At 31.5% G+C, this 25,666-nt stretch carries 20 protein-coding genes and 1 tRNA gene; 8 read left to right on the top strand and 13 right to left on the bottom strand.

Features of this window, described 5'->3' with window-relative positions; all coding sequences use genetic code 11:
• Window positions 1-236: 236 nt before the first annotated feature.
• Window positions 237-1,118: a GTPase Era gene (era, locus tag ACHRVL_RS19705; protein ID WP_395415052.1), complete on the bottom strand. Its 882-nt coding sequence runs from the start codon at window positions 1,116-1,118 to the stop codon at window positions 237-239.
• Window positions 1,119-1,235: 117 nt separating this feature from the next.
• Between era and ACHRVL_RS19700 the strand changes: the two genes are divergently transcribed.
• A tRNA-Met gene (locus ACHRVL_RS19700) sits at window positions 1,236-1,308 on the top strand.
• Here ACHRVL_RS19700 and ACHRVL_RS19695 read toward each other — a convergent pair.
• The 5 genes from ACHRVL_RS19695 to ACHRVL_RS19675 all read right to left on the bottom strand — a co-directional run bounded on the left by ACHRVL_RS19695 (window position 1,268) and on the right by ACHRVL_RS19675 (window position 6,044).
• Complete coding sequence (locus ACHRVL_RS19695; RefSeq protein ID WP_395415128.1) at window positions 1,268-2,917, bottom strand: recombinase family protein; 1,650 nt, start codon at window positions 2,915-2,917, stop codon at window positions 1,268-1,270. The two genes, ACHRVL_RS19700 and ACHRVL_RS19695, sit on opposite strands and share 41 nt — an antisense overlap.
• Window positions 2,918-2,921: 4 nt before the next feature.
• Window positions 2,922-3,191, bottom strand: coding sequence for a hypothetical protein (locus ACHRVL_RS19690; protein ID WP_395415051.1), 270 nt, complete (start codon window positions 3,189-3,191; stop codon window positions 2,922-2,924).
• 263 nt (window positions 3,192-3,454) lie between these two features.
• The gene (locus tag ACHRVL_RS19685) at window positions 3,455-3,805 is read right to left on the bottom strand and encodes a hypothetical protein (protein ID WP_395415050.1); all 351 of its coding nucleotides are present in this window, start codon (window positions 3,803-3,805) and stop codon (window positions 3,455-3,457) included.
• Window positions 3,806-3,821: 16 nt separating this feature from the next.
• A complete protein-coding gene (locus ACHRVL_RS19680) occupies window positions 3,822-5,441 on the bottom strand; it encodes a hypothetical protein (protein WP_395415049.1) in 1,620 nt (539 codons plus the stop codon).
• A gap of 33 nt (window positions 5,442-5,474) precedes the next feature.
• Window positions 5,475-6,044, bottom strand: coding sequence for a hypothetical protein (locus ACHRVL_RS19675; protein WP_395415048.1), 570 nt, complete (start codon window positions 6,042-6,044; stop codon window positions 5,475-5,477).
• A 180-nt stretch (window positions 6,045-6,224) separates the two neighbouring features.
• Here ACHRVL_RS19675 and ACHRVL_RS19670 point away from each other — a divergent pair, with 180 nt between their 5' ends.
• Complete coding sequence (locus ACHRVL_RS19670; RefSeq protein WP_395415047.1) at window positions 6,225-6,641, top strand: helix-turn-helix domain-containing protein; 417 nt, start codon at window positions 6,225-6,227, stop codon at window positions 6,639-6,641.
• A gap of 186 nt (window positions 6,642-6,827) precedes the next feature.
• Here ACHRVL_RS19670 and ACHRVL_RS19665 read toward each other — a convergent pair whose 3' ends face one another.
• Window positions 6,828-10,010, bottom strand: coding sequence for a type ISP restriction/modification enzyme (locus ACHRVL_RS19665; RefSeq protein ID WP_395415046.1), 3,183 nt, complete (start codon window positions 10,008-10,010; stop codon window positions 6,828-6,830).
• Between the two features lie 886 nt (window positions 10,011-10,896).
• Here ACHRVL_RS19665 and ACHRVL_RS19660 point away from each other — a divergent pair.
• From ACHRVL_RS19660 to ACHRVL_RS19640, 5 genes are all read left to right on the top strand, one after another.
• Window positions 10,897-11,289, top strand: coding sequence for a plasmid mobilization protein (locus ACHRVL_RS19660; protein WP_395415045.1), 393 nt, complete (start codon window positions 10,897-10,899; stop codon window positions 11,287-11,289).
• On the top strand, window positions 11,277-12,530 hold the full coding sequence (locus ACHRVL_RS19655) for a relaxase/mobilization nuclease domain-containing protein (RefSeq protein ID WP_395415044.1): 1,254 nt from the start codon (window positions 11,277-11,279) through the stop codon (window positions 12,528-12,530). Before ACHRVL_RS19660 ends, ACHRVL_RS19655 begins: the two co-directional genes overlap by 13 nt.
• 211 nt (window positions 12,531-12,741) lie before the next feature.
• Window positions 12,742-13,443: a hypothetical protein gene (locus ACHRVL_RS19650; RefSeq protein WP_395415043.1), complete on the top strand. Its 702-nt coding sequence runs from the start codon at window positions 12,742-12,744 to the stop codon at window positions 13,441-13,443.
• Between the two features lie 110 nt (window positions 13,444-13,553).
• Complete coding sequence (locus tag ACHRVL_RS19645; protein ID WP_395415042.1) at window positions 13,554-16,244, top strand: DUF4365 domain-containing protein; 2,691 nt, start codon at window positions 13,554-13,556, stop codon at window positions 16,242-16,244.
• 371 nt (window positions 16,245-16,615) lie between these two features.
• Window positions 16,616-17,338, top strand: a complete 723-nt coding sequence (locus tag ACHRVL_RS19640; protein ID WP_395415041.1) for a hypothetical protein — start codon at window positions 16,616-16,618, stop codon at window positions 17,336-17,338.
• 416 nt (window positions 17,339-17,754) lie between these two features.
• Here the strand turns inward: ACHRVL_RS19640 and ACHRVL_RS19635 are convergent, their stop codons facing one another.
• Together ACHRVL_RS19635 and ACHRVL_RS19630 are read right to left on the bottom strand one after the other, a co-directional pair.
• Window positions 17,755-18,330 carry a hypothetical protein gene (locus ACHRVL_RS19635; RefSeq protein WP_395415040.1) on the bottom strand — a complete coding sequence of 192 codons (576 nt, stop codon included), beginning with the start codon at window positions 18,328-18,330 and terminating at the stop codon, window positions 17,755-17,757.
• Window positions 18,331-18,456: 126 nt separating this feature from the next.
• Window positions 18,457-19,212 carry a hypothetical protein gene (locus tag ACHRVL_RS19630; RefSeq protein ID WP_395415039.1) on the bottom strand — a complete coding sequence of 252 codons (756 nt, stop codon included), beginning with the start codon at window positions 19,210-19,212 and terminating at the stop codon, window positions 18,457-18,459.
• A 663-nt stretch (window positions 19,213-19,875) separates the two neighbouring features.
• Between ACHRVL_RS19630 and ACHRVL_RS19625 the strand changes: the two genes are divergently transcribed.
• Window positions 19,876-20,922 carry a serine hydrolase domain-containing protein gene (locus ACHRVL_RS19625; RefSeq protein ID WP_395415038.1) on the top strand — a complete coding sequence of 349 codons (1,047 nt, stop codon included), beginning with the start codon at window positions 19,876-19,878 and terminating at the stop codon, window positions 20,920-20,922.
• Window positions 20,923-21,047: 125 nt separating this feature from the next.
• Here ACHRVL_RS19625 and ACHRVL_RS19620 read toward each other — a convergent pair whose 3' ends face one another.
• The 4 genes from ACHRVL_RS19620 to ACHRVL_RS19605 are packed head-to-tail and all read right to left on the bottom strand — an operon-like array spanning window position 21,048 to window position 25,595.
• The gene (locus ACHRVL_RS19620; protein WP_395415037.1) at window positions 21,048-21,581 is read right to left on the bottom strand and encodes a hypothetical protein; all 534 of its coding nucleotides are present in this window, start codon (window positions 21,579-21,581) and stop codon (window positions 21,048-21,050) included.
• A gap of 3 nt (window positions 21,582-21,584) precedes the next feature.
• Complete coding sequence (locus ACHRVL_RS19615) at window positions 21,585-22,133, bottom strand: hypothetical protein (RefSeq protein WP_395415036.1); 549 nt, start codon at window positions 22,131-22,133, stop codon at window positions 21,585-21,587.
• Entirely contained in the window at window positions 22,130-24,805 is a 2,676-nt protein-coding gene (locus tag ACHRVL_RS19610; RefSeq protein WP_395415035.1) for a hypothetical protein, read from the bottom strand. The genes ACHRVL_RS19615 and ACHRVL_RS19610 overlap by 4 nt, the downstream gene beginning before the upstream one ends.
• On the bottom strand, window positions 24,798-25,595 hold the full coding sequence (locus tag ACHRVL_RS19605) for a hypothetical protein (RefSeq protein ID WP_395415034.1): 798 nt from the start codon (window positions 25,593-25,595) through the stop codon (window positions 24,798-24,800). The genes ACHRVL_RS19610 and ACHRVL_RS19605 overlap by 8 nt, the downstream gene beginning before the upstream one ends.
• Window positions 25,596-25,666 lie beyond the last annotated feature (71 nt).

Genomic DNA, 25,666 nt, shown 5'->3' with positions numbered 1-25,666 from the left:
TAGACTTTAGACTTTAGATTTCAGATTTTTAGCTTCCTAATAACCTAATCTCTAAAACCATAAATGCCTTATTTAAATTTTTTGCAAAGGTAGTTAAAAAAAGTTGCTGAGATGCTACGTTTCTAAGTACCTAAGATTTTATTGTTTTTTGTTTCAAGTTTCAAGTTTCAGGTTTCAGGTTTCAGGTTAAGTTTTAATGTTCAACTTGAAACCTGAAACTTGAAACATTTTAAACTCTATTGATTATAACCAAATCGTTTCAACATATTAGCGTTACTTCTCCAGTTTTTATTCACCTTTACATAAAGCTCAATGTGAATTTGTTTTCCGAAGAATTTCTCTAAATCAACACGAGCATCCATTCCTACTTTTTTAAGAGCAGCACCTTTATGCCCAATGATAATTCCTTTTTGAGTATCACGTTCCACCATAATTACAGAACGAATTCTGATAATCTTTTCATCTTCAAAAAATTCTTCTGTTACAATTTCTACTGCATATGGAATTTCTTTACTGTAATTCAATAAGATTTTTTCACGAATAGTTTCGTTTACAAAAAAACGTTCAGGCTTATCTGTTAATTGATCTTTAGGGTAATAAGCTGGTGATTCTGGCAATAATTCGATAATTCTGCCAAAAACTTCCGGCACATTAAAGTTTTGTAAAGCCGAGATTGGAAAAATTTCTGCATTTGGCACTTTTTCTTTCCAAAAAGCAACCTGCTCTTCTAATTGTTCCTGATTTGAATTGTCGATTTTATTCAACAATAACAAAACTGGAATTTTAGCATAAATAATTTTATTAAAGAAAGCTTCGTCTTTTAAGTCCTGCTCTCCTATTTCGACCATATAGATTAAAATATCAGCATCTTCAAAAGCCGATTTTACGAAGTTCATCATCGACTCCTGCATTTCATACGCCGGTTTTATAATTCCGGGAGTATCAGAAAGTACCAATTGAAAATCTTCTCCATTTACAATTCCTAGAATTCTATGACGTGTTGTTTGTGCTTTTGATGTAATGATAGATAATCTTTCACCAACAAAGGCATTCATTAGTGTTGATTTTCCAACGTTTGGATTCCCGATGATGTTTACAAAACCTGCTTTATGTGACATTTGCATAATATTTTAAGGTGCAAAGGTAGTCATATCAACTCAATACAGAAAATAAAACATTTTTTTAAGTTTTCGTTGGATTTCTAAAAAATCGGCGTATCTTTGCACCCGAAACATCGCGGGATAGAGCAGTAGGCAGCTCGTCGGGCTCATAACCCGAAGGTCACAGGTTCGAGTCCTGTTCCCGCTACAGAGAATGACCCATCAATTTTTTGATGGGTTTTTTGTTTTTTATTGCCTCTGTCAATCCCTGTAAATGTTTGGACTAGCCCAAAAATCGAGTTCACTCTTCCAGTTAGATATTCCCTGTTTTCAGCCCTAATTGACAATCCTTCTGGAAATACTAAATTCTGGATTCTTATTTTACTGTCAATATCTCCTTCTCTCCAATATTTATTGATGTTTGTGACCTTTTCCACCACCTTATCAATGTGTCTGATATGGTTAGATATTTTTTTATTGTTTGCCGTAATCTGTAGATCAACTTCCTTTAATTCCATATCAAACTGAAGTGAGTATCTATTGTATTTTTCATCCCCGAAATTAGGATTCTCAAAATAGCGTTTATCCAGATTTTCAATCTTTATCTCTAAATCTCTTTTCCTAACAAGCAGAATTTTCATTTCTTCCCTGCCTTCATTTTCAATAATATCAAAAAGCTTATTCAGTTGAAATTTGAAAGGTTCAACAAACTGAACGCTTAATGTATATCGTGATAACAGTTTCTCAAAAGAATCATTCAATCCTTCCGTTTTTGAAAATGGAGTGGTTAATGCATTAAAACTGGCGTTTCTGCATTTCTGGCATTTGTAGTAATGGGTATTCTTTTTTCTTACCACATAACTGGTCAGAAGGCTTCCGCATTCGCATCTTAAAAATCCTGTCAGAGGTCTGAACTCATTGATCTTGCTTTTTGAGTATTCTTTTGTCGGCACTTTACTTTCAGAAAGCATTCTGTCGACCTTTAGAAAATCTTCCTCACTTACCAAGCCTGTCCAGTTTCCTTTTACTGGTTCTTCAAGCAGTGCATTTACCGATATTCCGCAGTAAAAAGGATTTCGCCACATAGAGCCCAGCGACTGTTTTGTAATATGCAAATTCAGCTTTGCAAGTTTTTCCCTTATCACAAAATCCCTTTCTCCTGCAAGCTTCCATTTCCAAGCCTTTTTTAAAATCTCTCCTTCCAGATTTATTGTAATAGACTGTTTGTCCTGCATTAAAGCATAATCCCCTACTTTCCTGCCTCTCATTGTATAACCTCTAGGTGCTTTACCCAACCAGTTTCCTGCTCTGAGGAGTGCTTTCATGCCAGGAATTGTTTTTTCAAGCCTGTCCATATTTTCCCTTCTGGCATCTAACAACTTACTGTAAATATCAAGTTTACTGTACTCATCATTAGTGCAGAGACCTGAAGAAGTTTCTATTAAATGCACGCCGAGTTTGTCCACCAGTTCATGGACAATAGTAATGGCGTTGCCTCCTGTTCTGGAAAACCTGCTGATAAATTTTATGGCGATTGCAAAAGGTTTCTGCTTTGCACTTTTAACCTCATCTAATAATCTTGTAAACTCTTTTCTGGTAAAATCACCTGAAGCACTTTCATACGTCCCCCCAAGCATATTTTTGAGTGTATATCCATTTTTGGAAGCAAACTGTATTATTTCGATCCGCTGTTCTTCAAGACTGTTGTTTACTAATTGTAATTTAGAGCTTACTCTCGTGTAGCCCCAGATTTCTTTTACCTCAGCCCTTTGGGCTAATTTCTCTTTTTGAAATTTTTTAAAACTTTCAATCCCCATAATCTCACATTTTAAAATTATATACTATCATCGCTAATTGAAATAGGCTTTCAATTATTTCATTTCCATCTGATTCTGAAATTTCTTCAAAACCTCTGCATCTTCTTAATTCTTCAATTGTTAATTTTCCTTCATTCGTCTCGGGCTTTTTTTCTGCATCACAAACAATCCTTTCCCTTCCACTAAACCTAACCCCTTGTTTTTCAATTTGTAAATTTACAAAAGTTTTCCCTCGGGTGATTTTTCTCTTTTCATCCGTTGATCCGTTTTTCATTATAAAATTCCTCTTCATTAAAAAAAGACCATCACTGGTCTTTTTTGTTCCACAATCATTATTCGCTATAAATTTAAAACAGTTTTTTTAATTTATCCCCATCAAAATATGGTGGGGATACTTGTAAAGATAATAGTTAATTTTCTGGCTTTGATAAGCAAAATATACCTGTGAAAGCCCTAGAACGTTCTCTTAAATTTAAACAAAGATAAAGCTCTCATGTATGAATGTCATGGTCATAATATGTCCATGATACGTTTTTTTCATTTAGAATCGGCTAAACTTTCATCCTTCTTAGTGTCATATAAATCACTTATTTCATTTATAAGTTCAAATTCGTCTGTTGGGAACAGCTGAAGTGCAATCCCAAGTATAAGCCCCACGTCAATATGCTGGTTTGCAATCGTAGGCGGAACTTCCACGCTGTCATAATGCACTGCTGTAATGCATAATTTCATCAGGTTTTTTATAATTGAAGCCAGTTCATAATAATCATATACCCTGATCTCTGCTATATACATTCCTCTTTTATCCTCGGCGGGTTTGAGAGTATTAAGAAATCTTCCGTTTAAAATTCCAATTTTTTCAAGTTTTATAATTTCATCTGCATTCATAATCCTTATCCTTAAATTATCTTACTAAATCAATTTTATTATTTTTCACAAGTCCCCCTTCGACAACAGTAACACGAAGTTCATTCATAAGTTTCTCTGCAATTTCACTCATTTGATCAATCTCTTCAAGACTCAGTCGTGATGACCAGTTAAACACAGCTCTATTTTTATCCAAGAAAGGGAAAAAACCAGTCCAGAACTGTTCCATTAAATAATTATGCTTTATCATATCAGGATCCGCATAAGTGCAAAGCTCCCACAAGATCTGGCTTGGCAGATAATTCGGCATATAATACATTTTTGCAAAAATGAAGGTTCTGCAGAATGACATGAAAAATAATGAAAAGATGGTGGTCAGCCCGCAGTAATTAGCGTCAGCATTATTGGCGATCATAGAAAACTGGCGGAAACTCTGTTCTGTCCATTTGTAAAAAAAGTCTATGTCGCCATGATAAGGTCTGTGGGGAGATTCCCAGTGGAAATCTGGGTGATGTACGTTTGATGAGTAGATTAGAAAATCTTCCTTTATTATCTTTTCAAAGAAGTTCTGGTATTCGTAGAGATTATTCTGTATCCAACAACGGCTGTGGCTGATCAGAACAAAAGAATAGTTATTATCTGTCCTGCTTTTTATGGTGTTAATAATTGATTTTAATTTTTCATTCCCCAGACCCTCACTTATTATCAGAAGATAATAAGTAGTTTTTGAATGATTGACAGCTTGATTATAGAGATAAATCTGTTCTGCATTAACTGAATCTAAAATAGTCCGAACAGCGGTTTCAAGCACTTGATCTTTAGGTTCTGCATCACATAAAACTTCCTGTGTTTGAGTATATCCTTTTTTTATCAGTTTTTTAAACTCATTAAACCTGTCCCCGATAAGACTGTAAAGGCTTTCTTCAGCATTTTCCACAGCCTGAAACATTTCATTTCTGTACATAGCTTCCTCCTCGCTGGAAGCTTCTTTTGCCTGCTCAAAAAGATCAATAAGATAATACCCGCCCTTAACAGTTTTAACAAAGTATTTTTGGATTACTGGAAGGTATTGGATAAGATTATTTATCCTTTCGTTCAGATCAGCTGAGTCTGATTTATTTCCTGTATATAATTCTTCCAGCCAATGAAGATCATATTCAATGAGTCTGCAGTAAGATGTAAAAACACTGTTAGACGAACCTTCAGAAATCAGATTTTTAATCTGCCATTTATGAAGCTCATGATCGTGGTGGAAATTATTTTCAAATTCATTAAATCTCTTTTTGAACTTCTGCCATTCCACTGTTTTAAAAGCAGAATTTTCAAAATTATTGTTCTGATAAATAACAGCAGAATCACGGCAGTAAAATGCTTTGAATGGATCTCCCAGAGAATAGTGATGTCGGATTTTTGAAGAAAAAATAAATAATACGTCAATCTGAAGGTGTTCTCTAACCTTTTTCACCCATTTGCTCTGCTGATATTTTTTCGCATCTATACTGTTCTCAATATTGATTATAAGTTTTGAAAATCCTGAAGATTGCTCTCTTGTAAAAAACATCTGAACAATATTACATTTACCCGCCAGCTCTTTTAATATGTTTTCCAGATACTCATTTTCGATTTGTGGAAAAGTAAGTTTTTCTATAGTTTTCATAGTGCTTGTTTTTAAAGTTGATATTGTGGCTATCTAATCGAAAGGGGATAAAATATCCTCCCGCTGTTTCTCTTTTTTAATCTTTTCAATGCCCCTTTCCATGATAAGCTGTCCTGCATCTAGCATTTTCACTAAGTGTATATAGGGAGTAATAATGTCATAATCCGATTCCTCCGAGTGGGGAGATAAAGAAAGGTGCACGATTTCACAGAGAAAGAATTCAAACTCTTCCAGTGATTTTTCTTCGAATGCCTTTTGAAATACTTTAAAAGGATTTTTATACTCTTCTTTACTTAAAGAAGCAAGGTGGACTATTGAAGTGTACTCGGCTGAACCCTTCGCCTGCCATTTTCTGCTTTTTCTTTTCAGACAGTTGCATACTTTTACAAACGAACTTAAAGCAGTATAAACAACAAAGATATGGCATGGGTTGTCCTGCTTATAAATCTCCCTTTTGTAGCTGTGCATCGCCACTTCATTCAAGGTATGTTTGTACTCGTCAAGATGGGAGAAATCAAAAAAAGCGTGGAGAGCATCATATGGATTTCCTGCCTCGTACGCCGACCAAAAATTTGTTCCAAAGGATATTTTATTCTTTTTCATAGCGGAAATATTTAGAATTCAAAAGCGAAGTTCCTGCCTTTCAAAAGGATAAACTATTCAGAAATCGGATATAATATCTGACAAAAGGGATATTTTACAGGATATTTTTCTATCTTTGGTTTTCAGACTTTTTAATCCAAATGGCTTTATCTTTGAGCCTTTAGAAAACTAACACTCATTATGGAACAGAAAATTCATCAGGGAAGAAACGTAAAACGTTTTAGAGAAATGCTTGGCATTAAACAAGAGGCATTGGCTTATGATCTGGGGGAAGACTGGAATCAGAAGAAGATTTCTATGTTGGAGCAGAAAGATGTTATTGATGATAGTCTGCTTAAACAGATTTCAAACTCATTAAAGATTCCTGTTGAAGCTTTTCAAAATTTTGATGAGGAGCAAGCTGTGAATGTCATTGCAAACACCTACTCATTCCAAGACTTTAAGGATAATGCAGTTGCATCTGGATTTAGTTATCAACCTTCATTTAATCCAGTTGATAAGATTGTTCAACTGTATGATGAGAAAATCGCTTTATATGAGCGAATGTTAAAAGAAAAAGATGAAATGATGAGAAGGCTCGAACAATTAATTAAATAAATAAGCTATTTATAAAAGATATATTAATTCAAAAAAAAGAGACTAAAAGTCTCTTTTTTTTGAATCATTTTTAAATTCAATTGCACAATCGGCTCATATAAAGTTAGTTTTTAAAATGTAAGTAATATGATCCTCATAACTCTTAAATTCAAATGAAATTATCGTTGTACTGCAAAATCATTCTCTCTAATCTATTTCGATTTTGTTAATTTCTCCCATTATTTTATTAGTTTCCGATAATGCAGTAATTACTTTTTGATAATGTGTAATTTCATCAAATTCAAGCTTTCTGTCCTTTCTGTCTTTTAGCCATTTTTGTGCTGGCTGATACCCCCCTATATAAAAGTTCCATGCAATTTCTGGAACATTCTCAAAATATTGTATTTCATTTATAAATATCTTTCCGTCCTTATAGTGAGGTTTACTTACAACACAATCGCCAGAAATATTAAACTCCGTTATAAAATCTTCAACTTTCGGACTTTCTAATAAATGAATTTGCCTAATTTGCGAACCCAACGCCACCAATTCCCAGAAAAATTTGATATTTTTTGGATATGGAATTTTAGGAAAATCTGTTTTTAAAAAATCTTTGTATTTAGCTCTGTATTTTGGCGAATGTAAAACTGCATATATATAATCTAAAATGTCAATTGGTGAAAAACTAATTGTATTTTGTTCTTTTTCATTTGTAAATTTTAGGCCTAAAATCATTGCAATTTCGTTTACAATGTCAGCATTTAAATTTGGAATTCGTTCTGTATTTAATTCTGTTGAAAGCTGACCGTTATTTTCTGGATAAAGATATAAGGGAAAAAGATTTACACCACCTCGGCGAAACATATTAGCATCAACAGGATTTTTAGAAACTGTTGTTAGACACCATTCAATATCTCCAATTGCTAATCCCTGTCTACCAATTCCTAACAGTATATTTTCTTTAGATAAAACATTTGTAATTAATTCTTTCCTTGGATAGTCCATCATTACATTGCTAAAATAACAAGGTCGCTCGTCAAATGGTCTGTAACCGCAATCAATAATTTTTTTATCCCAATTTAAATCACTTTGAATGTCTGTTCTAGCTTTAGTAAGTTTCCAATCTCTGTTATCCTTAATACCATATTTCAAGTAGATTTCTTCGTTTGAAATATTTTTATTTCTTAATACTTCAGCTCTTTTAAATATCTCATTTTTATCCAAACTTATACAAAAGTCATCCCTGTGCGTCTGAAAACCCATAACGTTTATTTTAAACAATTTTGTCGGATGTATTCCTTTATTATATTCAGTAAACCGTTTTTCATCAATATTTTTAAAAAGAAAATCATTTTTAAACGGAACAAAGTTTTTGAAATCAATAGATTTCAAAGAATTTTCAGAAAGGAAGTCGTATTTAAAATCTCTTTTTCCAAATAAATCATAATGAAAAACTCTACCCAATTCGTTTGCTTTTTTCTTTCCAGTTTTTATAAATATATTAATTGAGACACCTTGCTCAATATCAAAAACATTTACATCTACAGAACCATCAGGGGAAGTTTCTTTTTTCTTGTTATTTCCATGTAAATCTATTGTATAAATCTTGTCATAAGTTTTTAATAAATTCCAACGCATTCCTCTAAATGTTGGATTGTCTAAAAAACCGTGTGGATTGATGAAAGCCATGACTCCTTCACCATTTCGTTCAATAAAATGTTGCCCATAACGGAGGAATTTTACATAATCGTCATTTATAAATTTTGAGTTCTGTTCTTTTAATTTTTCTTTCCCACCTGGCTCTTTTTTGTAATCCTCCATTAATTGTGTAATCCATTTACCTTTATTTTTGCTTTCGCCGCTATAAGGTGGATTTCCAACAATACACATGACTGGCGTATCACGTTTTATGAAATTTGCTTCGTTAGCTTCGCTACTTAACCAATTAGCAAATAAAGTTCCTGTATCAGGATGACTTTCCTCTAAACTGTTGGTTAAATATATTTTGAAACGTTGATCTTTATTTGGTTTAAAACCAGTTTCTGTTAACAATAAATCCATTTGTAAATGTGCCATTGCATAACTCGCCATAAGCAACTCAAAACCATTTAAACGAGGCAATAGATGCGTTTCTACATAATTACTCCAAACACCTTGTTGTCCTTTAAACTTTGCGTGAATATGCTTTACTACTTCAGCAAGAAAAGTTCCCGTTCCGGTTGCTGGGTCAAGAATTTGAACTTTGTGTACTTCTTCTTCAGCTGTTCTAATATTATCTTTGTATCTTTTATCCGTTGCCTGAACATTTACTTTAATTCTTGTCTTACTATTGTCCGCTAAGCCTTGTTGCAAATCAAATTCTGTTTTCAGAATTTCGTCAACTGCACGAATTATAAAATTTACAACTGGTTTTGGAGTGTACCAAACACCACGAGCTTTTCGTAGTTTGGAGTCGTATTCACTCAAAAAAGTTTCATAAAAATGGATAATTGGATCTTCCATTTTTGTTGATTTTCCATAATTTTTCAAAATTTCTGCAACGTTACAAGCCAAGAAAATTTCCACTAAACTGTCTACGATCCACTTAATTCTGTCGTCAATATCTGGCCCAGCAATGTAACCAAATAATTTTCGCAAAAATGGATTTGATTTCGGAATTAATTCAGATGCTTCATGTCTTGAAAAAGTGGGCAACGTAGGGTCGTGTAATCGCGCAGCAAACATTCCGTATGCAATAGTTTGAGCGTATACGTCTGCAAAACCTTTTGGTGTAATATCGTGAATCAAAATATCTTTAAAAGCTTCCATTTGATCCTTCAAAGTACTGTCTTCGCTATTATTTTCGTCATTAGTTAGTGCTAATTCAATAACATCGGAAAGAAGACGGGCTTTACCAGCCATCATTTCGGCTAGCTTTTTCGAACTCTTAATAGTTTGTCCAATAAATGAACAGAAGTCTTTTAATACATTAATAAATGTTGCAAAATTCTGAGGTAAAGCAATTACTTTTCCATTCTGAATTTCTGCAATTTTAACATTCGTGATAAAAACTCCTTCAATATATAAATGAAAATCTAAATAATCAGTAAATATTATATTAGGTAAAGCCAATTTGTAACGGTCAAATTGTTCTTTATTTCCTGTTTTTTTTGTACCAGACAGATCTTTATCACCAATATCTTTGGCTTCAATATAACCAACTTCAATTTCTTTTCTAGTAATAATATAATCTGGGGCGCCACATTTTATCCTTTTCGGCTCGTTTGTTGCTTTTACTTCAGGAACTATACTTTCTATAAGTTGCTCAAGCAAACCTCTAAAAGTATGTTCAGTTGAGTTACCAAGATTATATTTGGCATTTACACTTTCAATATATTGTTCTAAATTCATTTAAGTATCTTGTGTTTTATGAAATATAATTTAATTTATAAATGAAAAATTTTCTTTTTCATTTATGAGATTCTTTTACAGAGTATATTATAACCTTCTCTACGACTAATAATATTAACAAATAAAAGGATATATTTTAATATAGCTTATATTTACAATACTACATAAAAAAAACAAACAGCCGTTACGAATTACCGTAATAATCAGAATTATTTTTTTAACCTTCAATAAGGTGATTTATATATTAAAGCAAGTAGATTCCCCAATTCAGTTATCTTAAAAATATTCTTGTTTTTAGCCCATATTTATCTTTTTATAGATCAATAAAAGCAAAAATCTCACATCATACATAAAAAAGATAAACAGCCTTAACGGTTTTCCTTAAATTCAACTTTTTCTCCAAAACATCGAAATTAAGATATAATTTGTTATACTATAGACAGGAAAACCATAAGAGGCACAAGTCACTTTTTAATGTCTTAAATTATTTTTAAATAAAAAAAGCAAAGCAAGGTATTGGACACAGCCAGAGAAGTGCGCATAACATTTTTCTTCGTTCCTCAAAAAATGCCCTTTGGGACTTATAGCACTTCACCTGTCTGATTGTCCAATTTCAGACTGCTTTCTTTTTTTCCTTTTTCTTTTTTTAAGCATTTATTCATTGTAACAATGTACAGCTATCATGACCATATTTTGCGCATGATACATATAAATATTTTCACTAAATTAGAAGCCTGCTTTTAAAAAATCTCCAGAGATCACCTCGTTCCTGTGATCAGCAAGATGAACGGTTGTTTAACAACCGCCTATCTTGCCACCCATTGCCTCGGAACTCGGCGGTGGAGAAACTTAAAAGATAAGAGTTTGATAATAATGAAAATGAAAGATGATGAAAAGAGAAAATTCAAACAGAACACGAATCGTGGGACTGCGATTCACTCCATTGGAGTATGCCGAACTGGAAAAAAGATTCAGAGCAAGCACCTGCCGAAAATTAAGTGATCATATCAGAAGCCACTTATTCAACAAACCAATTGTAGCTACTTACAGAAACCAGTCTTTAGATGAACTGATGGAAGAGACAGCTGTACTTACTTCCGAATTAAGGGCAATAGGCAATAATATCAATCAGATTGCCAGAAAGATAAACACGCTCAAAACAATTCCCGAATTTAAAGGACATCTTTATCTGTTCGAAATCCAAAGAGAAAGGCTTTTTAATAAAATGGAGGAGGTTTCAGGACACACCCAGAAAATCGCAGAAAAATGGTTGCAGTGATAAAAACAAGCTCTTCCATAAGAGGCGTTCTGAATTACAACGAAAATAAAGTTGACATCGGAAAAGCGGAATGCATCAGTGCTGTAAATTATCCGCTGGATCTGGAAAAACTGAATTTCACTTCAAAATTAAACCGCTTTCTAAAACTGGCAGAACTCAATACCAATGCGAAACGAAACACAGTGCATATCTCGCTCAACTTTGATCCCTCGGAGAATCATTCAAAAGAAAAACTAGCTGAAATTGCAGACACCTATATGGAAAAACTGGGATTCGGCAGACAGCCTTATCTGGTGTATCAGCATCATGATGCGGGTCATCCGCACTGCCATATAGTGACAAACAACATTCAGAGAGACGGAAAAAGAATCGATCTGCATTTACTGGGAATCAGAAAATCAGAACCTGCCCGAAAAGAAATTGAAGAAATGTTCGGGCTTGTAAAAGCCGAAGGAAGAAAACAGAAAGAACAGTTTTCGTTAAATCCGATAGATGTCGGCAGAGTCCAATACGGAAAAGCAGAGTCCAGAAAGGCGATCAATGCAGTTTTAAACAAGGTTTTATTTGATTATAAATATTCAAGCCTGCCTGAACTCAATGCCATTTTAAACCTGTACAATGTTCATGCTGACAGAGGAAGCGAGGAATCAAGAGTTTTTAAAAATAACGGACTGCTTTACAAAATACTTGACCAGAATTCAAAACCGATAGGCGTGCCGATAAAAGCCAGCGAATTCTACAGCAGACCTACAATGAAATTTCTGGAAGGAAAATTTAAAACTAATGAAACAGAAAAAGAGTCTTGCAAAAAATATGTAAAAAATGCCCTAAAACTGTCTTTCCTTCGCGAAAACATATTTTCTCCCGAAAAATTATCCAAAGTACTGGAAGGAGAAGGCATTCACATGATACTAAGAAAAAGTGGAGAAGGACAGCTTTATGGAATAACCTACGTTGACCATAAAACTAGATCAGTCTTCAACGGAAGCAGTCTGGGAAAAGAATTCAGTGCAAAAGGAATTCAGGAAAGCTGTGCCATAAACATTCTTGCATTTGAAAAAAAGCATCAAAATTCCGCTTCAACATATTCTGAAAACTTTCAGGATTCTGAATCCAGAGAATATGTAATAGAAAATCTTGCAGATATTCTGCTTCGCGCGGAAAAAATAAATGATTATGTTTCTAAACAATTTAAACAGAAGAAGAAAAGAAGATTTTATAAAGGATTTAAAAATAGTTAAGGCAGCAAAAATGCCTATCAACTTTATCTCAAATTTTCTTTAGGGCATTGCTAAAACCACAATTTTCAAAACTTCATAAAGTATCACGTCTAACCTCCAGTAAAACTTATTTTTATAAGATTAAACGTGTATGTTTGTAAAGTTGAAACAATTGAATTTTAAAAAAGTGCCTGTTAGAAAAATGCAAATAATTAATATGATTAAAAAATATATGGATTTAATTACAATTACAAATGTAGCATATTTCTTTATTTTCCTTGGAGGAGTTGCTGCAATTGTCCTTTCAATAAAGCAAGCACAAGGTGCTGAAGATGATAAAAAAGAAATTATTGAGAAACAAGAGAAAAAAATTCATGAACTTGATAGTACTTTGAAGGAAAAAATCAAATTTATTGAAAGCTATATTTCGGGAGGTGATGCATATCCCCAGTTAGATATAGTTGCGGTATCTAGAGCAAGTGGTATAAATCAAATGTCTTTTCAATTAGCTAATAACTTTGAATTGCCAATATATGATACAAAAGTTGAAGTATATAATTTCGATAAGTTAAAGCCTAAAATAATTAAAGTTGCGGGAAAGGATTACAGTATTAGGCAATCAGATTATATTATTTCTCTTCTATTTCGTGACGTTGTAGCTACAATGACTCCTCACAGTATAAAAGGAGGCATACATATAACTAATGTACATGAAGGAAACTTTTACGCAAAGTTATTTACGCGAAATAAAATGCTTGTACAGAAGATAACTATTTATCATTTCAATAAAATTTTTTATGTAGGTATGGATATACATCAAGATGGAAGTTCCAAGAAAATAGATAGAATTTATAGCTTAGAATCAACACCAGAAATTAAAAAAATATTAGATAAAAGATTGGATTTAATGCCAGATACTTTAATTATTATTTAGATCCTATATTTTATATCTGCGAGTATAGATATGCGCCTTATACTCGTAAAGAGAATAAAGTCTTCCTACCATTCCTTTTGAGAATACTTAATTTAACACAAAAAATTGTGATGTCAAATAAAATTAGTAAACCCAGTAATAAATATATTGAGAAAACAGCGAATGATGCAATTACGGGACAACTTAGAGATTTGTTCTTGTCGAAAAATTTAGAATTAGGAGAAAATCCGACCAATACCAGCCAAGATTGGGGAACAGATTTCTACATCGAAGTCATTAATAGAGACACCAAACGGGAACTACTTTTTCTTATACAATGCAAGGGAACAAATAAAAATATTCAAATAAAAAGAGATAGGACTTTCTCATTCAAAATGTCTCTAAGACATGCCAATTACTTTTATTATGAATTATCTGAACCGCTGATGTTTATGGTTTGTGATATTCAAACAAAGGATGTTTATTGGTATTCAGTACAAATTGACGATAAACTAGAAGCAAAAATTATTGAACAAGTAAACACAAATAAAGAGTCTTTACAAGTAAGTATCCCATCTCTAAATATTTTAAAGGAAGAAAATTTTGATCGATTTTTACTAGAACTTGAAGAGTCAAGGAAAGCTCAAATTCACAAGCATAAGACTAAAATTAATGCTAACGCAAATTATGATCTTATTAAAAAAAACATAGACAAATTAAACATTGTTGATGCTATAATTAAAATGCTTGACATGTACCAAGGAATTAATGTATTCCCTTCGTATATAATTAGTAAATTATACCCTCTCAAAAAAGGAGAAGGTACATTTCTGTATGGAGAAACACTATCAACAGATAACGAAATATTTTTCGATTTTCTACAAAATCTTGAAGTTCATAAAAATAAGTTTTATTTAAAAAGCATTAATGTAGATTATGCAGTTGTAACTAATCTGCAAAAAAAACTTCGTCGTATTTTAGATTTTCTTCAGGTAAATCTAATTACACATGTTGAATGGAAAGGCTCCACTAAAAAAGATCAAAGACGTATTTGTGTCCATGATCTTTACATTTCCAGTGATTGCAAATGCGAAAGATGTACTTATAAAAAACTTAATTTAAATAAGACAGTTAATATATTAAGCATTGAAAATGATAATCTTAAACCAGAAGATAGATTGCGTAGAGCTTATTCATTTTTTTTAATTGCTGATCTGGAAGAATCATATTTGGAGTATACAAAAATCTTAAGGGAAATTAGCATTAATAAAAACCCTGGAATTTATATAATAGCCAAATACAATCTTTTGCAACTTAAAAAAATGATTGATAATTATAGTTTTATTAATTCCCGAAATGAAATATTAAAAGCATTAGAAAATGAAAACTTTGTTTTAGATGAAATCTTGATGCCTGAATATTATCTTGACATATTCAAACTCATCAAAGAAAACAAACTTATACCAGAAAGCATCTTAAGCATAGACAATACTTTAAGCGATATTCAGAAAATATGGCATAGCGATCAACTTGGAGGGAGTGCAACAAATAACCACGCAAGGTCTATAATTATAGAATTTTTACGTGCTTATGATTTTATTGAATACAATTTATTGATTTATAATGAATCTAGAGAATTTGAAGTACTAATTAATAAGGCACTTGAAGGTATTTTTGCTTTGTATTCATTAAATAATCCATCATCATCAAGATATGAACATTTTGGACACACTATAATTGATATGTGGCTATTTCACGCAGAGCCAAATCACATTAAACATTTACTTGTAAAGTACCGTTTAAAATCGTTAAAACTTGAATTTAAAGATACTGTGTTTAATAGGATATCTGAGTATATTATTAACTTAATAAATTCAGCAGATTTAATAAAAAATAAATTTAAAGAGAGTAATTACACCCACAACGAAAAAATTGCAAGAATTATTCAAAATTATCTCTTAATCATAGCTATGATAAGAATAGATGAAGAAAAAAGAAACTTTTTACTTAATAAATATTTATTACTAATTGAAAGTTTAAATCAATATTATTTTACATCTCTTGAATATCTCTTTACTTTTCTAGATTATACAAATGATGTAAATTTAGAGAATCTTGAAAAAATTATTCAATTATTAGCATCTAATGACAATTACCGTCAAGACGCTTTTTCTCTTGCTGTAAAAATTTATGCTAATAAATTTAAAGACCCCGAAATATTAGAGAACGAACTAAAAAAAGTGCTTGCAATAGACCATTTCGACGCAACGGATTTTTATAATTATAACAAATTTTCTAATTTAATTTTTATTATTCCTAAACTCACAAATTCAACACAAAATATTATAAAACATGCTGTTGAGTTAAAATTAAAAGAAGACTTTGACAATAGTATTTTCTATTATTTTACGATTTATGATATAATTGATTTTAATAAATTATTTCTAAAAAAATATATTGATTTTACCCCTGACTATACAAGTATTGAAACTCTTAACGAACTATTGGTCGGAAAGAAAGAACGAAAAAACTTTCATTTAAACAAGGTTATTAACTTAATGTTTAAATTCAATTTGGAATTTACTGATGAAATTCGCTCTCTTTCCTCAAAAGCCCTTGATAAAGATTATTATGATTGGCTTATGAACATTGACGAATTTAATTATTCAAAGTTCAGTATTTATTGGATATTACATAACAGAACTGAATACTATTTAAAAGCTTACAAAAAAAGCAAAATTTTAAAAACTCAAGTAGCTTTAGGTTTAAAAGAAAACTATATTGAAGGAGTTGCTAGAATCTTTATAAATCATCTTTCGTAAAGGTTTCAAATTCCTTTTCAAAGTTTTTGTTATAAATAGCCATTAAGTAATAATTATTGACAAAATAAATTTAAATATCAATAGATGTTTGCTGAAAATAGTATGCAGATTTCAATCGGAACAATATCCATGGAATTCATTATGTTGAAATGGAAAAAGATGAAATAATCCACTATTAGTATTTAATTAAAAGAAAAACAATATTTTAAGTTTTTTCTTTAACTATTGGAAATCTTAAAGAAAAAAACTGAAATATAGGAAGAGCTGCAAAAAGTTAATGACATATTGAAATCAAATAAATCTAAATAATACCATTGATATTAATTTAAAAATCGCTTACTTCAGTAATTGAAAGAAACATAATAACTGACATGGATTTTTTTGAAAAAGCAGTTCTTGAACTCCAAAAGCAAAGACCAATATTTCATTCTGAAGATGATTTAAAACTATCTCTCGCTTTAAAAATTAAAGAGCAAAATCCCGACTTTGAAATTCGCCTCGAAAGACCTATAGAATTAGAAATGATTATCAGAACTGGCGGTACTAAAATTGTAAGAGCACCAATCGATATAATAGTTATTGATGAAAATGGAGGAATTTATCCGATTGAATTAAAATACAAAACAAAAAAGGCCTCTATTTCCTATAATGAAGAGAAATACATTTTGGCTGAACAAGGAGCTACGGATACAGGGAGGTTTAGCTTTAGGAAAGATATCTTTAGAATTGAAAATTTTAAATCCAAGAACTTAAATTTTAAATGTGGATACGTTTTAATTGTAACAAATGATAAATCTTATTTTGAAAAAAATGTTTTTGAAAAAGATAATCTAGATAAACATTTTTCTTTTCATGACGGCATGCTTCTTAATCGTTCTGATTTGAGTTGGAATTATAATAAATTAGACAAAACTAAATTTATATTAAAAGAGAATAATATTTTATATGATAATAATTCAAAAATACATTGGACTTGCAATTCAGATTATTTTTATAAATTAGATTTATTAAAGGATTATCAGATAACTTGGAAAGATTTTTCAAAATTTGAGAAAGATAATTTTAAATATTGTCTGATAAAAATAGAAGTATAGAAAATTAAGTCTACATAATTTTCTTTACGTTTGGTTCTATCATCATACCATTACTCTAAGTTGTTCATTAGATTTATGTCTTCCAATAAAAGGTTCGAATTCTGTACCGCTAAGGTCACTAGAAGTTGAGAAAAACAAAAAAATAAAATGTTGAAAATTTTCGAATCATAAAAAGAGAATGAGAATTTAGATTCTTAGACTTTTAAATTTTAAGTGACCTTGGTGGCATTCGAACCTTAGTACTTTTCGCAAAAATTTATTAGTTTTTTTTTTAACCAAAGAGTTCATTACTCTTTAATATCTTATTTAATTTATTCACAAAGTTAGTGAATTACCTACGGGCGCTCGCAAATAATTCCCTATAAATTAAATTGTAATTGCATTAAGCCACTTGCCCAAATCCTGTTAAGCAACATTTACCTATCATTTTTCTTGGTATCTTTTTCGTATAAAGGGTACGTAGTCAAATCTTTACCATTTTTAGCGAAAAACTCATCTACGTTGTAAAGATTTTGAAGATCAGAATTTACCATATGTTTTAGACTTTGATTAAACTCTTTAATTTGTTCAAAATTGACTAATGCTAAACTCATATATTCTTCATCTAATTGTTTTTCAGATAAATCCTCACCAATGTATGAAGTAATATTATTAAACAAAAAGATTCCAAATTCCGTTAACTTATGTCCTGTTTTATCAGACAACCAATAACTTTTCTCCATTGTTGAGTGAAGTATAGAAAATAAAAAGTTAAAACTTTTTTCATTACTAACCATCCCATGAATAACACCTTTATCTGTGTAAACAATGTCCGACAATCTATTAATCAAAACATTCATTGATTCATATGCATCTAATCTTTTATCAAGTATTTTTTTATAGTAATCTTTTTTGTAATTAGAATTATGAATTCTCCAATTAAAATAGGAAGTCAGTATTGCTGACAAAACTGAACTTGATAAAATCGCTAATACTGTTTGTGTTGTGTTCATAGATGTTATATAACGTTTTTGATCTTAAGTCGTGGTTACTGATGAAAGCGGGCGGAGTTCTCTATGTTGAGATAGAATTTCTTCTTTAAGAAAAAGTTACTGATACTCTGAATCAGCAATCTAGTCTTAGCAGTTGTTAGATGCAATTGTTGTTGTTTCAAGAATTTTTAATCGACTAAAGAGTAACTCTCTCATTTGAATGTCTAAATTATTGACACTCTCAAATTGGTTTATTGCTTTTTCTTTGTGTTTTTCAACAATTGTCAAAAGTTCTTCATTGAGATTAAATCTTATTCTGGATTGTTCGGTAATGTTATCTTTTTCAATGTTTAAATTTATTTCTGCTTTCATAAATGAATGATAAAGATCATATGTAGTACCAGATACTATTTTATCTAATTCAATAACTTCAATAATTAATTTACTTTTCAATTCCATAAACTCATTGTCATACATAAAAAGTGCTAAATGTGCGGCCGCTAAATCATATTCATACTGCCGTTTTTGGTAATCTAAAACTGTCTGCCCAATTTCTTTAAAGTTTTCCAAGTTATACTTGTAAAAAGAAAATCTTAGCAACGAATATATCCAAACAGATTTTTGCTTATTGAAGTCAAATATTGCTTCTCTTTCGGCAGATTTAATGTCTAGCTTATGCTGATTAGTCATTGACAATTGAGCTTTTAATAGCTCGTTTTGCTGAGATAAATCGGATTTAATATTTTCAACAATTTTAGTAATTTCTCCAATATCTTCTTTTGTAGCTTGATTTGCACCCTTAGACTCAAAATACTTAGGCCAATAATTTTTTAAAATATAAAAGGTAGATATCGAGATAACTACTATTATGATTTCTAGAATATAGTGCTTTAGTTCATTCATGAATATTGAATTTTAGGTCTCAATTCTGCAATTATAGTCAACTTATTCATATTCCAGCCATAAAATGGTTTGATTACATCTCTTTAGGGAGACTTTGAGATATAAAATGACTTTCTTCTAACGAATATAAGAAATATTCTTTCTGCAATTAATTATGCATTTTTGAAAAAAAATATGACAATAAGTAAACATACAATTAAGCACATAAAATTTCATTAAAATCTTCTATAAATTGGTTAGATATTTTAATGCTTCCCGCTACTAAGACAAGCTTCAGAGAAATCTGGAGCTTTTTTTATTTATGCCTTTCTGATTATTTTGAGAATACAGATTGCAAATCTGCGTTATCGCTATCTACATATCGGAGCGATCAGGGTTTCAGTTCAAAATTCTCCTTCTTTACTGCATTTAAAAAAACTACAGGGCTAACTCCTGCAGAATATCAAAAATCCTCCCTAAAATGAGTTCAATATTATAGAATTGAACTCCTATCTTATAAATTAAAACCAAGAAACAATCTGCATTCCGGATATTTGCACTTATTATTAATAATCTTAAAAAATGATAAAAGCATCGAAAGTTATAATACAAAGTATTTTCATCTTCCTTCTTCTCTCAGCTATTTAACCCTTTAATCAGGGAATCAAACTATAAATTACGATAATGAAATATTTAACCACAATTTTATTTTTTACATTACTTGCCTGTAAAAGTGTGCATCAAACCAATAAACAAACTGTTGAAAATGCGATTACAAATAATGCTGTTCAGTTATTAGAAGACAAACGATTTCATTCTGTTTCCGTTGCAGTGTTTAAAGATGGAAAAGCTACAATAAAACATTTTGGTGAATTAACTATCGGAAAAGGAAATAAACCAAACGATTCTACACTTTACGAATTGGCTTCTGTAACTAAAACTTTTACAGGTTATATAGCTGCTAAAGCCGTACTTGATAAAAAAATAAATTTAGATGATGATATTAGAATCTACCTTGATGAACCTTATCCTAATCTTGAATTTAAAGGTGAACCTATAAGAATCAGACACCTCATCACGCATACAAGTGGATTTCCTAATTTCCCTATAAAAAGCGAAAATAAAACAGCTTTTTTTGAAGGATTAAAACTAATCAAAATTGAAACGAAACCTGGAGAAATATACTTCTATTCAAACACGGCTCCGGAATTGACAGCATATATACTTGAAAAAGTGTATCAAAAACCATATGAAGAATTGGTAATGGATTTTGTTTTGAAGCCAAATAAAATGAACGAAACCAAGTTTACACTTAATGAAAGCGACAAAACAAGATTGGTAAAAGGTTATAACGATAAAAACGAGTTAATGCCTAACTTCAATAGGACTTTATGGGGTGGAATTTCGGGATTGCATTCTACAACTACGGATTTAGTAAAATATATGAAATTGCAATTAGACAAGTCTAATCCTATTGTAAACGAATCTCATAAAAAATTATACAAAGAAGGTTCTGATTTTTGGGAAGGCTATCATTGGTACATCATAGAAAATGATGACTCATTAATTTATAGACATCACGGAGGTATATACGGAATGCAGAATTGGTTTGTGATTTATCCAAAACAAAATATAGGGATATCCATATTAACAAATACCAGCTTTAATGAAACGGGAGAAATTTTAGAAAAAGTAGTTGCTAAATTGTATGACAACATAAATAAAAAATAAACAGCACATAACAGCTAAGTGCTAAATTCAAGTTTAGTTTCTCGATAGTTAGATAATTGACTACTTCCCGTTACTAAGATAAAGCTTCAGAGAAATCTGAAACTTTGTTTAGATCTGACGTTTTTTTATTGCGGACCAATAGTAAATACAATACGAGCAGTATAGTTATCCACCGGAGTTGTAACAGACACGCCGCGTACTCGAAGGTTTAAACCAATATTAGTTACTTCAGCTAATGACAAAACAGCAGTTACTTTAAACAACTCCACATCAGTCGTAAGAACCTCTTGATAGGGTGTTGCTTGATTTGGGGTCATACTGCAAAGCACACATAATCCTGATCCATTATTTAGTTTTCTCACATCAATTTTTAGCGCATTATTCCAGGTAGGATTGGGTTCATATCGTACCGAAATCTTACCCGTACCTAAAAGAAGCGGCACTGTCAAATTTAAACTCATTTGAGTAGAGGTACTTTCATAGGTTCCTGCATAATCAGATCCTGCCTCTGTAATGGTTGGAACAACAGGACTCCAATCTGTACCTACTACTGTAATCGTTTGAGATTTAGCGGCTATACACACCAATAAAGCGCCCGCTAAAAGCAATAACCTTATAGATGCATTTATTCGATTTTTTATACAGGAATGTTTCGCCATCTTTTAGTTACTAATAGTATAGGTTATCGTAATTATCTTACTAGTTGTTTGTACCAATTTCTTATAATCATCAACTTCTAAAGAAATATTCAGCAAGTGTCCGTTATTAATGCCATTTCCTGTATAAGCACCACCAATACCTGTTATAATTGTAGTAGGCGAAGTTGTTAGTGTAACTTTACCAGCCGAAGTTCCAAGAGTACCTCCTCCGCTACCAGTAGCAGCCGCCGCTTGAAGCTTTACAAATAGTCCCGCAAAGGACTGATCAATTTGGGCAGTAACAAATCTTGGCGGCGTTGTTGTTTTTTTAGCAGAAGTATAGTTTAACCATTTTGTGGTATTAACAGCAGGAATCGTCAGCGGACGACCTGCTTCTGTTGGAGCCAAAAAGTTAAAAGAAATAGCAGTCATACTTGGTTCAACATCGAGTAATGCAACTTCTGAAAGATTTATATTAATATTACGACTTCCAGATGTTTGCGCTGAAAGAAAAAAAGTACCACAAAAAAACAGCAATACCCCAAAAACAAATTGAATTGAATTAAAAATCATTTTTTATCTTTTGAAGTGTTAAAACCTACTTTCATTGGTTTTTGCAAATATTTTATTTCTTTTTCTGTTTTACTTATCTTAATCTGAACTTGTTTTTCTTCATTAGGGTTAAGTGTTAAATTTATTTCATCAGTAAGAATTTTATATTTGCTGTCTAATGCGCTGCGATATACCTTTAACTTCCAATCTCCTGGTCTTAGGTATGTAAAATCAAAAGGTTTGGTTATTTTACATATTTTTCTAAAAACCTGATTATTTGATATTATTTCAACAATTACACTTTGTTCTTTCTCGGCAATATCTTTGTCATCGAGTATTATAGTTCCTTTAATATTTGAGGCTTTTGTAATACCAAAATCGAGATAATTCCCTCCTTCTACTATCGTGACTTTAGCAGGAATATCAATATCTGTAATATCTTTTACCCCCAGTGTTCCTTGTTCTATCTCAAGAAAATAAGTATCGGGTTTTACATTTTTAAACAAAAAATGACCTCGTTCATCAGTAATAGCTGAGTAAGGCCCCAAATGAAGTTTTACACCTTGTATTTGTGCACTCTCTAAAGTAGTGATATTTCCTTCAAAAAAACCATACTCTTTGACTTTTTTTATAGGCGCATGAATATCCAACGCATACCGTACAGAAAATGAAAAATCTTCATTCTCTAGTTGCTTTTGTGCTAAAGCATATCGCGAAAGCATGTTTATTTGCTGTCTTGGTGATATTCTGTAATTTAATGCCAGTTCCAGAAGATTTCTATCTCTATAGTATTCTTCAAGATAATATGTATTTTGATAGAATAAACTCAGATACCATCGATCATCAATAGTAGCATTTATTCGTCCTCCATATAAAAACAGTTTCTCATCCTTTACTGCATATCGACTCACAGTGGAATAACTGCCATAAAGGCTTATAGAATTTCGTTTGTAATTATAGCTGACGTTTGCAGTTTGTATTGCTGTTTTACCCGTTGAATTAATCAAAAAATTGGTTGTTTCTGCGAAAAACATTTGAAAATTGACCGAAAACTTATAAATATCTTGAGTTAATTCGATACGATTAAATCTTTCTTTATAAAAAAACTGTTTATGCTCCATTCTGTCTTCATATTCCTGAGTTCCGCTAAACAAAGAAACCGCACCACTTTTTAAATAGTTATACCTTATTCCTATTTGAAAAGCTTCTCTAAATGGAGCCGCACCATAGAGGGTATCTCTTTCAAAATTTCTCGCATCCTTTTGATAATTAGCAGAAAGGTTCAGTTTGGGTAAAACCCGGTAATTAACGTTGGAAGTAAAAAATTGCGTATCTCTATAATAACCTGAAAAATGAGGAGATGCATATATATAACTTGCACTAACATTTAGATCATTAAAATAAGTTTGGGCTTGCAGCTGCCATGCAGTTCCTTGTGTTTTTTCATTATTACTTACAGCATATTCTCCTTGTATACCAATTTTATCAAAAACATTTGTCTCACCAGAAACATAATGCAAATGATCCTCCTGATCAATATCTTTTCGTTTCAGTAAATATCCGTAGCGTATATTATTTTTGGCATTAAAGTTCACTTTAGCATAAACATTAATCTCTTCTTTTATATCTTTAAAAAAACGTGGTTTATTGTAAAAACCGCCTACCTCTAATTTCTTGTATTTTTGTCTTAGTTCTACACCTCTCCCATATCTTGAAAACTCGGTCAAAAATGACGAAGAAAAGATCTTATCTCCTAAATGAGCATAAAAATTATTGGATTTATAATTAATAAAATATTCTTCATATTGAGAAAAGACAGTTAATCCGAAACGATCCGGACCGATTGCCCTAAATTCAAGAAATTTTGTATTCTCTTCATTTAAAGCTCCTCTCCCATAAATTTCTCCCTGAAAACCCGATTTATAATCGTTTCGCTGCTGCGTCCCAATATACGTTGCTGCTACTCTAATAGGAAAACGAAGCCAGACGTCTTCATTTACCGGAAAAGCGGGAATAACATTTGTAATCTGCGAGGCAAAAACGGATTGTGTAGTGTCACTTTTTACAGAAGCTGTAAGTTTAATTAAGTTTTGCGAAGGTTTGGGCTGTTTAAGATCAGTAGATTGATATGCATTTATTGTTGCTGCCATTCCGGGTGATAACAAAATAGGATTATCTCCTTTTACAAAAGTTGCTGCAGAGGTCTCGATAAAGATATTTTCTTCAACGTTTCCCTCATTTTTTAGAATAAAAAAGCTATGAATAGTATCTCCGGCTTTTACATAGCTTGGCGTAGAAATAACATCTAATGTTATCCGCTGTACTTGACTTACCATTAACGCAAAATCTTGAGAATACAAAATAGCATTTGTTTTATCATTAATAATTAAATGTATGCTGTCTTTACCTTTTGATGTATTAATTGGTACTTGAATGGCCGCTAAATATATTTTAGTTTCATTTGCTGCTAAATCAAGTTCATAAGGAGCTGCGGCTAAAATCCAGCCTTTTGGAAGTGTGACTTTTGGAGTAACCAAAATATCTTTTGAAAATGGATTAGTAATTTTAAAAACCAATGTTTGTACTTTTCCTGGAGTAAGAAACTCGTTTTGGTTTACTAAATTAACCGCGAGGTTTTGCGCCTGAAAAAAATAAGGAATAATGAATAATAATATAATTATTATTTTATTCATTTGGTATATTTAGTTCAATATTTATTCCAAAAACATGATCATCACTACTACTTGCGAGTATTGAAGCATTATATTTTCCAGCAGGAACTGAACTTAAATCTATAGTAAACAGCTTAGAATTGTTAGGCAGCAAACTCATTATATCGCTCTTGAATTTTCCTTTATTACTACCGTCTTTACTGTCAAATATCTCGATGGAAGCTTCAACAAGATGAAATACTTCTCCATTATTTGAAATTGAAAGTTCCAAAATATTCTTTCCAGTAATTTTCTTTAAATCAATAACATCAAAAGTCATTAAAGCACTTGCTGGTTTTTCATTTGTTGTAATGATCTGAATGCTATAACGAATTAGTGTTCGCAGCTGAATACCATTTTTGATATTATTGGGTACAATATCATCAACAGGCTCAACCATTACAACGCTCCAAAAGCTGCCGCCAGGAGTGTTTTCTGGAATAATGATTTCATAAGATACACTTGCCTTGCCTTTGCCTTCTATTTTTAATAAATCAGTATTTAATTTAATCCATTTTAGATTGCTCCTCTTATTTTTTCCATAATCTTCATAAAATGAAGTGCCTGTCGCATTATAGCTGTAATCTTGTTGATAAAGCCTTACATTTTGAGGAGCATCGGAAGTGTTTTCAATTGTGATAATTCCTTTTTGCAGTGTTCCTTCTTTTAATCTGTAATTATGCGTCAAACCATTGGTAATAACAATACTTGCGAATAAATTAGTGTACACAAAGAAAACTGCAATAAAAAAGAGTGTTTTTTTTAAAGTCATTATAGTAGGTATTTAAGATATTCTGGTAGTTTGGGGGAAACAAAAAAAGTGCCTCCTGATTTTACGTAAGC

This window comes from Flavobacterium sp. FlaQc-28 (genome assembly GCF_044007415.1).
Lineage (GTDB): Bacteria > Bacteroidota > Bacteroidia > Flavobacteriales > Flavobacteriaceae > Flavobacterium.
This window is presented reverse-complemented; position numbering and strand designations above follow the sequence as displayed.

Bases quoted from the DNA above. Each gene is read 5' to 3' on its own strand.
- era (WP_395415052.1), bottom strand. From the start codon at position 1,118: ATGTCACATAAAGCAGGTTTTGTAAACATCATCGGGAATCCAAACGTT.
- ACHRVL_RS19695 (WP_395415128.1), bottom strand. From the start codon at position 2,917: ATGGGGATTGAAAGTTTTAAAAAATTTCAAAAAGAGAAATTAGCCCAA.
- ACHRVL_RS19690 (WP_395415051.1), bottom strand. From the start codon at position 3,191: ATGAAAAACGGATCAACGGATGAAAAGAGAAAAATCACCCGAGGGAAA.
- ACHRVL_RS19685 (WP_395415050.1), bottom strand. From the start codon at position 3,805: ATGAATGCAGATGAAATTATAAAACTTGAAAAAATTGGAATTTTAAAC.
- ACHRVL_RS19680 (WP_395415049.1), bottom strand. From the start codon at position 5,441: ATGAAAACTATAGAAAAACTTACTTTTCCACAAATCGAAAATGAGTAT.
- ACHRVL_RS19675 (WP_395415048.1), bottom strand. From the start codon at position 6,044: ATGAAAAAGAATAAAATATCCTTTGGAACAAATTTTTGGTCGGCGTAC.
- ACHRVL_RS19670 (WP_395415047.1), top strand. From the start codon at position 6,225: ATGGAACAGAAAATTCATCAGGGAAGAAACGTAAAACGTTTTAGAGAA.
- ACHRVL_RS19665 (WP_395415046.1), bottom strand. From the start codon at position 10,010: ATGAATTTAGAACAATATATTGAAAGTGTAAATGCCAAATATAATCTT.
- ACHRVL_RS19660 (WP_395415045.1), top strand. From the start codon at position 10,897: ATGATGAAAAGAGAAAATTCAAACAGAACACGAATCGTGGGACTGCGA.
- ACHRVL_RS19655 (WP_395415044.1), top strand. From the start codon at position 11,277: ATGGTTGCAGTGATAAAAACAAGCTCTTCCATAAGAGGCGTTCTGAAT.
- ACHRVL_RS19650 (WP_395415043.1), top strand. From the start codon at position 12,742: ATGGATTTAATTACAATTACAAATGTAGCATATTTCTTTATTTTCCTT.
- ACHRVL_RS19645 (WP_395415042.1), top strand. From the start codon at position 13,554: ATGTCAAATAAAATTAGTAAACCCAGTAATAAATATATTGAGAAAACA.
- ACHRVL_RS19640 (WP_395415041.1), top strand. From the start codon at position 16,616: ATGGATTTTTTTGAAAAAGCAGTTCTTGAACTCCAAAAGCAAAGACCA.
- ACHRVL_RS19635 (WP_395415040.1), bottom strand. From the start codon at position 18,330: ATGAACACAACACAAACAGTATTAGCGATTTTATCAAGTTCAGTTTTG.
- ACHRVL_RS19630 (WP_395415039.1), bottom strand. From the start codon at position 19,212: ATGAATGAACTAAAGCACTATATTCTAGAAATCATAATAGTAGTTATC.
- ACHRVL_RS19625 (WP_395415038.1), top strand. From the start codon at position 19,876: ATGAAATATTTAACCACAATTTTATTTTTTACATTACTTGCCTGTAAA.
- ACHRVL_RS19620 (WP_395415037.1), bottom strand. From the start codon at position 21,581: ATGGCGAAACATTCCTGTATAAAAAATCGAATAAATGCATCTATAAGG.
- ACHRVL_RS19615 (WP_395415036.1), bottom strand. From the start codon at position 22,133: ATGATTTTTAATTCAATTCAATTTGTTTTTGGGGTATTGCTGTTTTTT.
- ACHRVL_RS19610 (WP_395415035.1), bottom strand. From the start codon at position 24,805: ATGAATAAAATAATAATTATATTATTATTCATTATTCCTTATTTTTTT.
- ACHRVL_RS19605 (WP_395415034.1), bottom strand. From the start codon at position 25,595: ATGACTTTAAAAAAAACACTCTTTTTTATTGCAGTTTTCTTTGTGTAC.